General features: G+C 50.8%; 17 protein-coding genes. 8 read left to right on the forward strand and 9 right to left on the reverse strand.

Annotated elements, in window-relative coordinates:
• Positions 1-109 precede the first annotated feature (109 nt).
• Positions 110-1348 (forward strand): alanine transaminase, encoded by a 1239-nt coding sequence (gene alaC / locus DY231_RS06340; RefSeq protein ID WP_115627678.1) that lies wholly within the window; start codon positions 110-112, stop codon positions 1346-1348.
• A 37-nt stretch (positions 1349-1385) separates the two neighbouring features.
• Here alaC and ypdK read toward each other — a convergent pair whose 3' ends face one another.
• The 3 genes from ypdK to DY231_RS06355 all read right to left on the reverse strand — a co-directional run bounded on the left by ypdK (position 1386) and on the right by DY231_RS06355 (position 2926).
• Positions 1386-1460 (reverse strand): membrane protein YpdK, encoded by a 75-nt coding sequence (gene ypdK, locus DY231_RS25600; RefSeq protein ID WP_115631778.1) that lies wholly within the window; start codon positions 1458-1460, stop codon positions 1386-1388.
• 316 nt (positions 1461-1776) lie between these two features.
• Positions 1777-1989 (reverse strand): hypothetical protein, encoded by a 213-nt coding sequence (locus tag DY231_RS06350; RefSeq protein ID WP_115627679.1) that lies wholly within the window; start codon positions 1987-1989, stop codon positions 1777-1779.
• Positions 1990-2233: 244 nt separating this feature from the next.
• Positions 2234-2926: a TetR/AcrR family transcriptional regulator gene (locus DY231_RS06355; RefSeq protein ID WP_115627680.1), complete on the reverse strand. Its 693-nt coding sequence runs from the start codon at positions 2924-2926 to the stop codon at positions 2234-2236.
• An 82-nt stretch (positions 2927-3008) separates the two neighbouring features.
• Between DY231_RS06355 and DY231_RS06360 the strand changes: the two genes are divergently transcribed.
• The 6 genes from DY231_RS06360 to DY231_RS06385 all read left to right on the forward strand — a co-directional run bounded on the left by DY231_RS06360 (position 3009) and on the right by DY231_RS06385 (position 8327).
• Positions 3009-4508 carry an MDR family MFS transporter gene (locus tag DY231_RS06360; RefSeq protein ID WP_115627681.1) on the forward strand — a complete coding sequence of 500 codons (1500 nt, stop codon included), beginning with the start codon at positions 3009-3011 and terminating at the stop codon, positions 4506-4508.
• Between the two features lie 50 nt (positions 4509-4558).
• Positions 4559-5323: a LamB/YcsF family protein gene (locus tag DY231_RS06365; RefSeq protein ID WP_115627682.1), complete on the forward strand. Its 765-nt coding sequence runs from the start codon at positions 4559-4561 to the stop codon at positions 5321-5323.
• A gap of 53 nt (positions 5324-5376) precedes the next feature.
• Positions 5377-5886, forward strand: a complete 510-nt coding sequence (locus tag DY231_RS06370) for a hypothetical protein (RefSeq protein ID WP_115627683.1) — start codon at positions 5377-5379, stop codon at positions 5884-5886.
• A 12-nt stretch (positions 5887-5898) separates the two neighbouring features.
• Positions 5899-6345 (forward strand): DUF421 domain-containing protein, encoded by a 447-nt coding sequence (locus tag DY231_RS06375; RefSeq protein WP_115627684.1) that lies wholly within the window; start codon positions 5899-5901, stop codon positions 6343-6345.
• Positions 6346-6449: 104 nt separating this feature from the next.
• Complete coding sequence (locus tag DY231_RS06380; protein WP_115627685.1) at positions 6450-7301, forward strand: aldo/keto reductase; 852 nt, start codon at positions 6450-6452, stop codon at positions 7299-7301.
• Positions 7302-7337: 36 nt separating this feature from the next.
• Entirely contained in the window at positions 7338-8327 is a 990-nt protein-coding gene (locus DY231_RS06385) for an aldo/keto reductase (protein WP_115627686.1), read from the forward strand.
• A 63-nt stretch (positions 8328-8390) separates the two neighbouring features.
• Here DY231_RS06385 and DY231_RS06390 read toward each other — a convergent pair whose 3' ends face one another.
• The 5 genes from DY231_RS06390 to DY231_RS06410 all read right to left on the reverse strand — a co-directional run bounded on the left by DY231_RS06390 (position 8391) and on the right by DY231_RS06410 (position 13030).
• On the reverse strand, positions 8391-9284 hold the full coding sequence (locus tag DY231_RS06390; RefSeq protein WP_115627687.1) for a LysR family transcriptional regulator: 894 nt from the start codon (positions 9282-9284) through the stop codon (positions 8391-8393).
• 53 nt (positions 9285-9337) lie between these two features.
• Entirely contained in the window at positions 9338-10153 is an 816-nt protein-coding gene (locus tag DY231_RS06395) for a MipA/OmpV family protein (RefSeq protein ID WP_115627688.1), read from the reverse strand.
• A 36-nt stretch (positions 10154-10189) separates the two neighbouring features.
• The gene (locus DY231_RS06400) at positions 10190-11140 is read right to left on the reverse strand and encodes a hypothetical protein (protein WP_115627689.1); all 951 of its coding nucleotides are present in this window, start codon (positions 11138-11140) and stop codon (positions 10190-10192) included.
• 68 nt (positions 11141-11208) lie between these two features.
• Entirely contained in the window at positions 11209-12393 is a 1185-nt protein-coding gene (locus DY231_RS06405; protein WP_115627690.1) for an OmpP1/FadL family transporter, read from the reverse strand.
• 283 nt (positions 12394-12676) lie between these two features.
• The gene (locus tag DY231_RS06410; RefSeq protein ID WP_115627691.1) at positions 12677-13030 is read right to left on the reverse strand and encodes a DUF1294 domain-containing protein; all 354 of its coding nucleotides are present in this window, start codon (positions 13028-13030) and stop codon (positions 12677-12679) included.
• A 134-nt stretch (positions 13031-13164) separates the two neighbouring features.
• Between DY231_RS06410 and DY231_RS06415 the strand changes: the two genes are divergently transcribed.
• On the forward strand, positions 13165-13956 hold the full coding sequence (locus DY231_RS06415; RefSeq protein ID WP_115627692.1) for an MBL fold metallo-hydrolase: 792 nt from the start codon (positions 13165-13167) through the stop codon (positions 13954-13956).
• A 93-nt stretch (positions 13957-14049) separates the two neighbouring features.
• Here the strand turns inward: DY231_RS06415 and DY231_RS06420 are convergent, their stop codons facing one another.
• Positions 14050-14589 carry a DUF2058 domain-containing protein gene (locus tag DY231_RS06420; protein ID WP_115627693.1) on the reverse strand — a complete coding sequence of 180 codons (540 nt, stop codon included), beginning with the start codon at positions 14587-14589 and terminating at the stop codon, positions 14050-14052.
• Between the last annotated feature and the right edge of the window lie 59 nt (positions 14590-14648).

Here is a 14648-nt window from a genome sequence, read left to right on the forward strand (position 1 = left end):
CGCTTTCCCTCTCGACAGATGATTTTTATTCAGGCTATTTTCTAAGCAGGCCACATCATGTGGCAGCGTCGCTCGGACGGTCCGGGCGCTCACGTAATCAGAGGAATTTATGGCTGACTCCAGTCCAAAACGTCGTTTTTCGCGTATCGATCGTCTCCCTCCGTATGTGTTCAACATTACCGCTGAACTGAAAATGGCCGCTCGCCGTCGTGGCGAAGACATTATCGATTTCAGTATGGGTAATCCGGATGGCCCAACACCGCCGCATATCGTGGAAAAACTCTGCACCGTAGCGCAGCGCGAAGATACGCACGGTTACTCCACATCGCGTGGTATTCCGCGCTTACGCCGGGCGATTTCTCGCTGGTACAAAGATCGCTACGACGTGGAAATCGACCCGGAAAGCGAAGCGATTGTCACGATTGGCTCAAAAGAAGGCCTGGCGCACTTGATGCTGGCAACGCTGGATCACGGCGACACGGTGCTGGTGCCAAACCCAAGTTATCCGATTCATATTTACGGGGCAGTCATCGCCGGGGCGCAGGTGCGCTCGGTGCCGCTGGTGGAAGGCGTGGATTTCTTCGCTGAACTAGAGCGCGCCATTCGCGAAAGTTACCCAAAACCGAAAATGATGATCCTCGGCTTCCCATCAAACCCTACCGCGCAATGCGTGGAGCTGGAGTTTTTTGAAAAAGTCGTCGCGCTGGCAAAACGTTACGATGTGCTGGTGGTACACGATTTGGCTTACGCCGATATCGTGTACGACGGCTGGAAAGCCCCGTCGATCATGGAAGTCCCGGGCGCACGTGATGTGGCCGTTGAATTCTTTACGCTGTCGAAAAGTTACAACATGGCGGGCTGGCGTATTGGTTTCATGGTGGGCAACAAAGAGCTGGTGAACGCGTTGGCGCGTATCAAAAGTTACCACGACTACGGCACCTTTACGCCGCTGCAAGTCGCGGCGATTGCCGCCCTGGAAGGCGATCAGCAATGTGTGCGCGATATCGCCGAGCAGTACAAACGCCGTCGTGATGTGCTGGTAAAAGGTTTGCACGAAGCGGGCTGGATGGTGGAATGCCCGAAAGCATCGATGTATGTGTGGGCGAAAATCCCGGAACAATACGCGGCAATGGGGTCTTTGGAGTTTGCTAAAAAACTGCTTCAGGAGGCGAAAGTCTGCGTCTCACCGGGCGTCGGTTTTGGCGATTACGGAGATACGCATGTGCGTTTTGCATTAATTGAAAACCGCGATCGCATTCGCCAGGCCGTGCGGGGCATTAAAGCGATGTTCCGTGCCGACGGTTTATTGCCTGGCATACAGAAATCGCCGTCAAATATTGCTGAGTAAAAACGAAAACAGGAGCCAATTGGCTCCTGTTTCTTGTTCATTCAACCATCATTACAAATGTACCGACCCAAACCAACAAAATGAACGACAACCCCATCATGAAATATTTCACGTTACATTGCTCCGCGCGTGTTGCCGCGCAATTTTGCTAAAAAATTCAGTATAGAAACAGTAAACCGCCATCTGGAGTTTTTGGGATTAATTCCATAACCGCTGGCCGCTTTGCATTGATTCGTTGGGCGCTAATGTACTCTCCCTTTCAGGCTGAATACAAGCATCAGCAAACGGTGATGATGATCATTTTTTAAACTTTACATTTCGCGGGTGTGGCTGTTGATAAAGTCATAAAAATTCAATGCATTATGTGGAGTTGTATCTGAGGTGTGAGGTTGAAGAACAGGCTCTGATGAGCCTGTATTTGCGACGGGTTATTTCGTCTCTTTTACTGCATCGTGGGCGTTTTCCATCGCCTGTTTCATCGCTACGCTATTGACGGAATTCTGGCGGTTTTGCTCGGCAAGATAACAGGTATCTTTACTGACTCCCTGAGCCTGACATTCCGCCATACGCTGCGCCGGAGAGCTACAACCCACCAGTGTTCCCGCCGCAACCACCACCATCACCAACATTAATTTGTTCATTGCTGTTTAACCCAAAATGTAAAAGAAGCCGCCGAAGCGAAACGCCAAAATATGGCGCGAGCATAATCCATCATTTTTAGTATGGGTTACCTAAGAAAAAGCCTAATCATTGATGTATACCCGTCATTCTTCAAGTTGCAGGGGTGTTGGCTGCACTCACAAACCCCAGTCACTTACCTAAGTAAGCTCCCGGGGATTTGCTCCTTTGCCGCCTACCTGCAACTCGAATTATTTGGGTATAAGATTATGATTCGCGATTGCCTACGCCCGATTTCAGTAGGGCGGCGATATGACGTGAAAGCCTCTCGCTGGTCAGCGACGTGCTGCCGCTGCGAAGATCATTTTGCAAACGTGCCACGGGTAAAAGCGTTAAACCAAACAGTGAGATAAACAAAAATTCGGGTTCAATGTCTGGGTTCAGGCGGCCTTCATCCTGCCATTTGCAGATCCACACCTGCGCCGCTTCTCTCTCTTTTGTACCAAAACGTGCATCGATTCTCTGCTTTAGCAAGCCGGTTTCGCTTAACACTTCGCGGATCCACAACGGTGCAAACCAGGGATGCTCAAGCGAAGCATCAATAAACTTCTGCGTCAGTGCTGTCAGGGCGCTGACCGGATCGTTGGGGTGCATTTCAAACGCGCCACCCATGGATGCCCGCACCGGCATATAACGCTCATCAATCAATACGTCTAAAAGTTGTTCGCGAGTTTTGAAATAGTAATGCAGCATGGCGGGAGTCACGCCCGCTTCGGTGGCAATGGCACTCAAAGGGGTCTGGGCGATTCCCTGATTTGAGAATAATTTCAAGGCGGTATCGAGCAGTAAATCGCGCTTATCGACACTTTTACTCGCCCCTGCCGGGCGGCCAGGACGGCGGCGCTTTTGGTCTCCTGACGCGATTTTTTCGGAATTTTTACTGCCGTTTTGAGGTGACATTTTGTGCGCCTTCCATTGACCAGGTGAAACTATTCCCTCTATATTAATTATCCAGTTAATTAATTACAAGCCGACAGATAAGATGACAGTCACAGAAACTTCCCGGACAGATACGCAACAGCACGCAACGTCAATTCGTTTGCTGTTTTCCGCGTTGATGTTGGTCATGCTGCTTGCAGCACTTGATCAGACCATCGTTTCCACCGCCTTGCCGACGATTGTCAGCGAGTTGGGCGGGCTGGAAAAACTCTCGTGGGTGGTCACGGCTTATCTGCTGTCTTCCACGATTGTGGTGCCACTGTACGGTAAATTTGGCGACTTATTAGGGCGCAAGATTGTGCTGCAAACGGCGATAGTGCTGTTCCTGGTCGGCTCGGCGTTATGCGGCCTGGCGCAGAATATGACGCAGCTGATTTTGATGCGTGCTCTGCAAGGTTTGGGCGGTGGCGGCCTGATGGTCGTAACAATGGCGGCGGTAGGGGACGTTATCCCGCCTGCCGATCGCGGAAAATATCAGGGGTTATTCGGCGGGGTGTTTGGCCTGGCAACGGTCATTGGCCCGCTGATCGGCGGTTTCCTGGTCGAGCACTTTTCATGGCGCTGGATTTTTTACATCAACCTGCCATTGGGTGTTTTCGCGCTGCTGGTGATTGGTGCGGTACTCAAACCGCAAACCGCGCGTATTCGCCACCAGATCGATTTCCTTGGTGCGGGCTATCTCGCCGCTTCATTAACCTGTTTGATTCTGTTTACCAGCCAGGGCGGCACCGTGATGGCGTGGTCCGATCCGCAGTTATGGTGCATTTTCGCCTTCTTCGTCGTTACACTTGGTGGGTTTATCTATGAAGAACGTCTGGCTATCGAGCCGATTATCCCGCTCGGGTTGTTCCGCGACCGCACTTTCTTATTGAGCTGCCTGATAGGTTTTATCATCGGGATGTCGCTTTTTGGCTCTATGACGTTCCTGCCTCTGTATTTGCAGGTGGTGAAATCGTCTACGCCAACGGAAGCGGGGATCCAGTTGCTCCCGCTGATGGGGGGTCTGATGCTGACCTCCATTGTCAGCGGGCGAATCATCAGCAAAATCGGGCGTTATCGCATCTTCCCGATTCTCGGCACGCTGGTGACTTTTATCGCCATGGCGCTGCTCGGCACGCTTAAAATTGAAACGCCAATCCACGTTCTTTATATGTACATCGCGCTGCTGGGCTTTGGCCTGGGGATGGTGATGCAAGTGCTGGTGCTGGCGGTGCAAAACAGCGTCGAGCAAAATATGATTGGCGTGGCGACGTCCAGCACCACCTTGTTCCGCCAGATTGGTGGCTCGATTGGGGTAGCGGCCTTCGGGGCGATTTTCACTAACGTATTGCAAAACAAGCTCGCCGTGTTGATTCCACCCGATGTGCAACTGCCACATCAACTGGGAGCGAAAGCGGTGCATGAACTGCCCGCGGCTTTACAGCATGATTATCTGCAAGCCTTTGGCGCGGCGTTACACTCGGTGTACTTGATTTCAGCGTGCGTCGCGGTACTGGCGTTTGTCTTGTCATTGCTGATGAAAGATGTGCCGCTACGTAAGTAAATTATATATGCTAAATATATATTCATGGTGGGCAGATAAAGAGAGCAACGATGGTCAGGGCAATTGATTTAAATAGCGATTTGGGTGAGAGCTTCGGGGCGTGGACGATGGGCGATGATGCCGCCATTCTGAAGCTGGTCAGCAGCGCCAACGTGGCCTGCGGCTTTCACGCAGGTTCCCCGGCCTCGTTATTATCCACTTTGCACGCCGCAAAACAGCAGGGCGTGACCATTGGCGCGCACGTTTCTTATCCCGATTTAGTCGGTTTTGGCCGCCGGAATATGGACGTAGCGAGCGATGAATTACGCGCCGATGTGATTTATCAGATTGGCGCTCTACAAGGCCTGGCGCGAGCGGCAGGTACCGAAGTGCGCTATGTAAAACCGCACGGCGCGCTGTACAACACGATCGCGCATGATGAACGCCAGGCGCTGGCAGTTATCGAGGCCATTCTGGCTATCGACGCTAATTTACCGTTAGTGGGTCTGGCGGGTTCTCGCGTGTTGACACTGGCACAAGAAAAAGGGCTGAAAACCATTTCCGAAGCCTTTGCCGACCGCGCCTATCACGCTGATGGCTCACTGGTTTCGCGCCGTGAAGCCGGTTCCGTTTTGCATGATGCTAACGTTGTTGCACAACGGATGCTGCAACTGGTTGTCGAAGGCGGCATCACGTCCATTGAAGGCCAATTTACCCCTGTTCAGGCGGATTCTATTTGCGTGCATGGCGACACGCCTGGTGCTATCGAAATGGCCCGTCAGGTTCGCCAATTGCTTGAAGCGCAGGGAATTATGATTCGGGGATTTGTGGCGTAGCCCGTCCAGCTTGACTAGACTTCATCCAGCACCCCCTGGCTGGATGAAGAATAATGAAAACTACCCCCGCCGATAAATCATCATTACCGATTGTTGAAAAGCCGTTCTGGCTCAGTTTTGAATTCCAGTTGCGAAGGATTGGTTTTGCCCTGTTGTTAGCCATTGTGATTGCAGCAATGGTCGGGCTTTTTTCGCGTGGCTATATTAGCGACGCCCGAATCGCAAACGACAGCGGAACACTTCGCATTGATTATGAGAAATACAGTCGTCTGATGAGCGATGTGGATATGAAAATCACCTCGTCCCAGATTCGCGAAAACCGCAACCGTATTATTCTTGGCGGGGATTTCATGGACAGCTTTCGCATCGATACCCTGCAACCTCAGCCCGATAAAATGTACAGCCTCAATGGAATGATGGTGCTTGAATATTCCGTATCGGCCCCAGGCTCTGAACAAACGCTTTGGTTGAGTCTGACGCCAATGAAATTTGGCGCGACTCACAGCACCGTTGCCATTGATAACGGCCCGGAAATCACACTCCACCAATTTATTTATCCTTAAGGTAGCCAGACAATGGATATGGTTTTAAGGGCAATAGCCATTTACCTGATTCTTATGGTGGTGTTTAAAATTGCAGGTCGTCGGGCGTTGCTGCAAATGACGTCATTCGATTTGATTTTACTGCTGATAATTAGTGAGGCGACTCAACAGGCATTATTGGGGGATGATTTCTCAGTCACCGGTGCGATGCTGACCATTGTCACCCTGATAGTCGTGGATATGTTGTTTGGATTAATTAAAAAATACTTGCCGGGTGCGGATGACTTTCTTGATAACACGCCGGTGATCCTGGTGGAAAATGGTTATTTGTTTCAGGACAAAATGAAGAAAGCCGATATTTCCTGCGATGATATTTTGTTAACTGCCCGCATGGATCACGGCATCACCAGGCTTGCAGAGATTAAATTCGCCATCCTGGAACGCAACGGGCATATTTCGATAATTCCTGACTCAAAATAGGCATTCATGAACACCGCTAATAAACCCTAGCGAATTACAGCGTCTAATCAGATAAACCCCTCTGCGTTATTCTTCTTCTCTCACAACAGATGAAAGGTAACGTCATGCAAAGAGTGAAACTGAATAACGGTATTGAAATGCCACTGCTGGGCTTTGGTGTCTTTCAGATGACGGATGCCGCCGAATGTGAGCGTGCGGTTATCGACGCCATCGAAACCGGCTATCGCCTGATTGATACCGCGGCGTCTTATCAGAATGAAACTCAGGTTGGGAATGCCCTAAAGAACAGCGGCATTGCCCGCGACGAGCTGTTTGTCACCACCAAATTGTGGTTGCAGGACACCCATTATGAAGGTGCCAAAGCGCAGTTCGAACGCTCACTGAACCGCTTGCAAATGGACTACATCGATTTGTATTTGATTCACCAGCCGTATGGCGATGTGCATGGCGCATGGCGTGCGATGGAAGAGTTGCAACAGGCGGGGAAAATTCGCGCCATTGGTGTCAGTAACTTCCAGCCAGACCGTTTAGCCGACCTGATCGCGTTTAACAAAGTGGTTCCTGCCGTCAACCAGGTTGAGGTTAACCCGTTTAACCAACAGCTTCATGCCGCACCGTGGATGCAAAGCCGTGGCATTCAGCCTGAAGCCTGGGCTCCGTTTGCCGAAGGCCGTAACAACTTATTCCAGCATCCGGTTTTAGCGGCTATTGGTGAAGAACACGGTAAAAGCATCGGCCAGGTCGTTCTGCGCTGGATTTTCCAACGTGGGATTGTTTCCCTGGCTAAATCGGTGCGCAAAGCGCGTATGGAAGAGAATATCAACGTGCTGGACTTCGAGTTGAGCAACGAAGAGATGATGAAAATTACTGCGCTCGACAGTGCCACCAGTGCTTTCTTCTCGCATCGCGACCCGGCGATGGTTGAGTGGTTGACCGGCCGCAAACTGGATGTGTAATCCCCCATTAACAACGAAACCACGAGGAAAATGAGTATGCAAAAGCGCTATCTCGGTAATTCTGGTCTTGAAGTCAGCGCGCTCGGCCTCGGCTGCATGGGGCTGAGTCATGGCTACGGCCCGGCAACGGATACCCGCCAGGCGATAGAGTTAATCCGCGCAGCCGTTGAACGTGGTGTCACATTTTTTGATACTGCCGAAGTTTACGGCCCGTACCTGAACGAAGACGTGGTGGGTGAAGCGTTAAAACCTTTCCGCGACCGCGTAGTGATTGCGACCAAATTTGGCTTCACCTTTGGCGACGATAATAAACAGCAGATTTTGAACAGCCGCCCGGAACATATCCGCAAAGCGGTAGAAGGGTCGCTGCGCCGCCTGAAGACTGACGTCATTGACCTGCTTTATCAGCACCGTGTTGACCCGGACGTGCCAATCGAAGACGTGGCGGGTGTGGTGAAAGATTTGATTAGCGAAGGCAAAGTGAAACACTTTGGTTTATCCGAAGCGGGCGCTCAGACCATTCGTCGCGCTCACGCGGTGCAACCCGTGGCTGCGCTGCAAAGCGAATATTCTCTGTGGTGGCGAGAGCCTGAGCAGGAAATCCTGCCGCTGCTCAAAGAGCTGGGGATTGGATTTGTGCCGTTTAGCCCACTGGGCAAAGGGTTCTTAACCGGTGCAATTAAATCCGGCACCACTTTTGGTGAGGATGATTTCCGCAGCAAAGTGCCGCGTTTTGCCGCCGAAGCGATACAAGCCAATGAAAAACTGGTTTCTTTGCTGACTGAACTGGCAGATGAAAAAGGCGTGACGTCGGCGCAAATCGCGCTTGCGTGGTTGCTCGCTCAGGAACCATGGATTGTGCCGATTCCGGGAACTACCAAACTGCATCGCCTGGAAGAAAACATGGCGGCTGTAGATATCACGCTGGCGGCGGATGATTTACGCAAAATCACCCAGGCGTTGGAAACGGTGAAAATCGTCGGCGAACGCTATCCTGCCGCTATGCAGGCGCGCGTCGGGCGCTAACCTGAGACGTATGAAAAATCCCTCGTAGGCCGGATAAGCGGCAGCGTCATCCGACAAAACCGCTTATTCGGAAAAACGCAACGCATCAATAAGCAGGGCGAAAGCGGGCGGGTGCTGTTTTCTGCTCGGGTAGTAAAGGTAATAGCCCGGAAATGTCGGGCACCACTCTTCCAGAACCTGAACCAGCGCTCCGGATTTTAGTTCTTCCTGGACCATATCGTCCGGGACACAGGCCAGCCCAAAACCGGATAATACGGCATCGATTCTTTCTGATAGCAAGTTAAAGGTCAGTTGCCCTTCAACGCGCACCCGCAGCGGCTTGCCATCTTTCTCAAACTCCCAGTGATACAAGCCGCCTGCGGTGGGCAAACGCATGTTAATGCAGCGATGGTGCTGTAAATCGTGCGGTGTTTGCGGCATACCTTGTGACGCCAGATATTCCGGCGAACCGATGACCAGCATACGCATATCCGGCCCAATTCTGACGGCGACCATATCTTTATCTACGCTTTCGCCCAAACGGACCCCGGCATCAAACCGCCCCTCGACAATATCAACAAAGCCGTTATCGACGACTAATTCAACATTGATCTCCGGGTAGGCTTTAAGAAATGGTTTTAGTTTTGGCCACAGCAACTTACGCGCTGAATGTTCCCCGGCAGAAAGCCGTAGGTTGCCAGAGGCACTGTCATGCAGTTGCAGAATGCCTTCGAGTTCGTACTCAAGCTCCGCAAGGCGTGGTTCGAGGCAGGCAATAATACGCTCACCGGTTTCCGTCGGCGCAACGCTGCGCGTGGTGCGCGTCAGTAACCGAACATTGAGTCGTTCTTCCAGCGCTTTTATCGCATGGCTTAACGCTGACTGCGAAACACCCAGTTTCCCCGCCGCTTTGGTGAAACTTTTTTCCCGCGCCACGACAAGGAAAATCTGAAGTTCACTGAAGTTTTCTTTAAGCATGGCGGTTTCCCTTTGGCGTTCAATGCCGTTTTTACAAATCTGAAAATAATAGATTACCAGATATAGCCGACCGCAACGGTCGCGTACAACTCCCCGTTGTGCTGAACGATAGGGCTGTCGGCAATATCTTTATCATAAAACTCGTAATTGGCCGCAAACATCCCCACCCATTTCGAACTAAAACGATAGCTGGTAATCAACGCCGTCATTGGCGAGAAGGTCGTTCCTGTATCCCATGCCGGGCGACTGGCTGTGGCTTCGTTTTTCGAAATGCCACCGAAGTAATAATTGGCCATATTCGAGCTGCGGATCATCATCCCCATGCCGGGCATGATGAGTAATTTACCTTTAACTATCGGGAAATCAGCCCACAACAGTAATTCCTGGCCGTTACTGCGCCCGGTGACATCGGAGCTGATCCTTGCGCTGAGTAATGCGTAAGGTGTGATGAGAGTACCGCCGACACCGGCTTCAAACTCCGATTTTCGTTTGTCCATGCCGTCAAATTCGTCTTCATCATCGGGATCAAGATTGCCAAAACGAAATCGGCCGTAAGCATAGGCCGCTGTTGTATCGTCCAGATGAAAGTAGTAGCGGGCACGGTCGCCAAGATACATCAGGTTATTGCCAAAATAGAATGCGCCGGGGATCACGTAGGTTTCGTTCTTTTGTGCTTCGTAGCGTGCCGTACCGTTAATGACCGCGCCGCCCAGCACCAGACCTTTTGGAATAGGGCTGGTGGTGTTGTCTTTGGCGAATAGTTCTAAAGAACCGAGATCAACCTCGGCGTGTGCCAGTGAACTGAGCAATAGCAGGGGGCAAAAGGCGGTCGCAAAGCGTGCAGGCGCAAAATGTGGCTGTCGTCTCATTGGGTTTCCCAAAAGTGTTTATTGTATCCAGAGTTCTTAAAAACTCATTGCCAGACCGATGCCGTAACCCGTGGTGTTATCGCCAAACATATAACGTGCAACGAGGCGTGTGCGGGTAACAAAAACGCGGTACTCGCTGCTATCAAGCTCCAGGCCAACCCCCACTGATGACAAGCTGTTAAAGCCGAGTTGCCCCCGTTGTTCACCAAGATATTCGGTATGTGCGCCCTCCAGAACATAGCGAAGCGGTTTTTGCAGTAACGTCCAGTCAGAAATCGGCGCACGACGACGCAGATAAATACCGAGGTTTTCGGCACTCGCCTGGCCCTGGACGGTTTTTGTAGTACTGCCAAATGATTGCAGGCTCATCGCGGAGTAGCGTAACTCAATATCGATATCCTGAGGTTTAGAAAATAACTCGTAATCGAGCATCAACGCACCGCCGAGGCCATAGGCATTGAGTCGGCCGCCATCAAGAAATTTAAAATCATCGTCCAGACGCTGTTCCACCAGGTAGGTGCCAATGCGTAAATCACTCGCCATGGTGCCCAGCATCACATTACCAATTGGGCGCAACACCAGATTTCCGCCCCATTTATCTTTGTACAGGTGAAAATCCCAGCCAATGCCACCGGTAGCGGTCAGACTGTTCCAGCGGGTCGGGATTTTGCGGCTTTCTTCGCCGTTGGTCAGAACAAATTGAGGGTCATAGCGGCTGTAGCTCATTGCTCCTTCAAGATAAATGGGAAAACTTTGGCTCATAGTGGCGCCGCCACCAAATTGGGTAATGGTCAGCTCATTACTTTCGCTGGTTCCGCTGTCGACATTCAGGTCGCTGGCGGTAATGTCGGGCACCACCGTGTAACTCATCAGGGTGAGCACGGCATCTGCCCGATGCTTAAGACGGCTGCCGTCTAAAGCAAAGCACAGCGGGCTGGAGAGCAACGCTCCCAGCAGAATAAAGGCGCCGGGTAACGGAAATGTCATAAGTTGCTCGTCGCCTCCTGAATGCTGACAAAGTTACGCCGGTTGTGTCGGATGACGCTAAGTGAAGTTTAGAACTGATAGCTGTAGTTCACACTCGCAAACCAAAGATATGGGTGGTCGTAGCTGCCCTGAAGTATTTCTGGCGTCTGGGTTTTAGAGGATTGCATATGCAAATATTCCACCGCAAAACCCACGTTGCTGGCCGTGGTTAACTGGTATTGCGCCCCCGTGGCAAAGCGCCACTCATCGCCGGTTGGAATGGTCATCGCCACGTTGCTCTGGCTATCGTACGGCGTGCTATCAAATGCGACACCCGCATTCAGACGCCACTGATCCGTCGGGCGATATTGCACGCCGAGCGCGGTATGCCAGGTATCTTTCATCCGATTGGTTTTATCGAGCGGCTGGCCGACAACGCTCACCTGGGGTGCGCCAAAGCGACTCCAGTCCTGCCAGCCCAAATCTCCCATCACCGACCACTGTTTATTGAGATCGTGCACCAGACTCAACATGATTTGCTGCGGCGCATTCACTTGCGCAGTGATTGGCAAGTCGTACTGCACGTTGGGCAGGTTAGGCAGACGGGCCTTGCCGTCGATGCTGAAATCGTATTGAGTTTCGCTATTCCAGGTCACGCCCGCGCGAGTCTGGTCAGTCAACTCCATCAATAACCCGAGGCGATAACTCATCGCCCAGTCATGATCTTTTTGTTTATCGTCCCCGCCATCAACGTTGCGGGTTAATGACAGAAAGCCGTAATTGATGTTGGCAGAAGCGCCCACCGAAACGCGATCGTTTAATTTGTAGGCGAGGGAAGGACTCAGCGTCATTGCCATCAACGTGCTTTTTTTGATTAAGCGGTCGCCAGCCCAATTACCGAAATCGATCCCTAAACCGTAATTGCCGTATAACCCAATGCCGGCGTACAAATCGTCATTAATTTTCTGGCTGTAGAATCCACTCGCGTTGGGCATGACATTCATGACGTTGCCCGGACTTTGCTGTGATGAATTATCCAGTTGGTAATCAATATTTCCGCCTAACGCCTGCACGCCGCCGGTAAATATATGGTCGGGTAGACGCGTCATGCCCGCCGGGTTAGTCACAATTGTTGAGGCATCGCCAGCGCGAGCGGCTTGCCCGGCACCTGCAAGAGCCGTGTCTTCAGTACCGATTTCGTAAAAATAGAGCGCACTGGCGTGACTGAACGAAGAGAACAGCAGCCCGGAGCATAAAAGGGTGATTTTCTTCATTGGCCTGCTACCGTACTTTTTTTAAAACCAGGTATTTGCTGTTTCATGGTTATCTCCATCTAAAATAGGTCGCATAAAAAATATAGATGCAGTTGCTTCAAAGCGTTGGGATTATTCAATCCAGAGTGAGGAGGGCGCGAGGGTACGGAATAGAAATGTTTTAATAAGTGCAGTTTGTGCTTTGGGCGCAAGAGAAACGTTTAAAAATAAATTTGGGGTTGGGATTAGGGCTAATGTCATTCAGGCTGAGGTATTTTCAACAACCTGTGACCAGGGTTAATGTTCAGGAAGTGAAAAAAGAAGAAAACGGATAAAGCTGATAAGCCGCCACCAGCGCTGAGATATTCAACATCACACTGACGATAAAATAGGTTTTAAAAGGCTGCTTTTGTGTTTTATGGCGGAAGAGTTGTTGACCCGCAATCGCGCCAGGCCATCCTCCCACCAACCCAAACATCAGCAAGGTAAATTCAGGAACTCTGCGCCAGGCCTTGCGGGCCGCCATTTTATCCCCGCCGTAAACTACCATCGTCAGCATGTTGACGAGCAGGAGCCACATGACCCAGGGGTGTGGCGTAAATAGGCTTCCCGCAGCCGCTAAAGCCAGCAGAAAATAACAGAAGCGATTGAGATTCATACCAGTAGCCACAGCAGTTATCAGGAATGTTGGGGCTGAATGATACCCGATACAGGCGGCTGGAAGCACTAACTGACACATTGTGATGTATCGCTGTGCCAGGCTGACAATGTTTATCGGATACTGGAGCAGCAATGATCACTTTATGCAAAGCCTGCGGCACATCCTATGAGATAGCCGATTCCCATCCAGAACATTGTAAAATTTGCGAAGACGAGCGGCAGTATATTCCTGTATCGGGGCAGAAATGGGTCGATTTTGACGCCGTCAGAGCAGCGCATACGAACAAATGGAAACAGTTCGAGAGCAACCTCTATAGCATCGAGAGTATTCCAGATTTTGCGATTGGCCAGCGCGCTTTTATTCTGAGAACGCCTGAAGGCAATATTCTGTGGGACTGTATTGCTAATCTCGACGACGCGACGAAAACGCTGATTTCCGCAATCGGTGGCTTAAAGGCCATCGCCATTTCACACCCACATTACTACACCACTATGCAGGATTGGGCCGCTGAATTTGACGCGCCAATATATCTGCATGCCAGTGATAGCAAGTGGATCATGCGCGACAGTCCTTACATTACTCTCTGGGAAGGTGACACCCTTAAGCTGACTGCTGATGTCAGTTTAATTCGTCTCGGCGGGCACTTCGCCGGTGGCAGCGTTCTTCACTGGACGCGAGGCGAAGGGGTACTGCTTTCCGGAGACATTCTCCAGGTCACGCCGGGCGCAGATGCCGTATCCTTCATGTGGAGCTACCCGAATATGCTGCCGCTATCGGCTGCGACCGTCAGCGATATTACGCACCGCCTGAGTGATGTGAAATTTGCGCAACTCTACGGGGCATTTGAAGGAAAAGACATTACCAAAAACGCAGATGAGATCGTGCGACGTTCAGGTAAAAAATATATTGCCTGTCTTGGGTAATTAATTGTTGAGTCTGGTTTGTAATGAGGGCAACGGGTCACTCTGTTGCCCTGTAATTTTATGCCTGCCACGTCATGTGACTGGCAATTATCTTTACCACATCAAATCGTCAGGCACGACGAAATCAGCATAAGGATCTTCTTCATCCTGAGCTTCTTTGCTCAGTGCGCTATTTAATACAATGCTGCTGGCATCACGTTGCGCAATTTTATCGGCGACGCTTGCGGGGATAATAGCGTATTCGCCCTCTGGGTTATTATCAGTAACCAGACGTGCAATAGCGAGGCGGCCATTAATTAATTGAGCCTGAGTCACTTTATCGACATACACTTTTTTAATCAGATTATTATCGGTGAAGTTATATCCAATATCACCCTTTGAAATAACAATTCGGTTCATTTCAATGAGCTGTTTAATCTGAGCTTTTAATTCTTTAGATAACGTTGCCTGCTTTTGTTGTTCACTCAGCAGTTTATCGCGCTCAATTTGCGCTTTTTTATTGGCTTCCACAGCCTCTCTTGCCTCGCGAGCCTGAAGTCGCGATTTTTTAGCCGTTCTCTGCACTTTATCCATTTTTTTGCTGCTGACTAATCCAGCTTTGAGCATCTGCTCTTGTAACGTGAGTTTTGTCATGATCGTTTCTAAATCCAATAAAGTAATACCGCAGATTATACCTTTTATTTTCGAGGCTG

The organism is Buttiauxella agrestis (genome assembly GCF_900446255.1).
GTDB classification, from domain to species: Bacteria; Pseudomonadota; Gammaproteobacteria; order Enterobacterales; family Enterobacteriaceae; genus Buttiauxella; species Buttiauxella agrestis.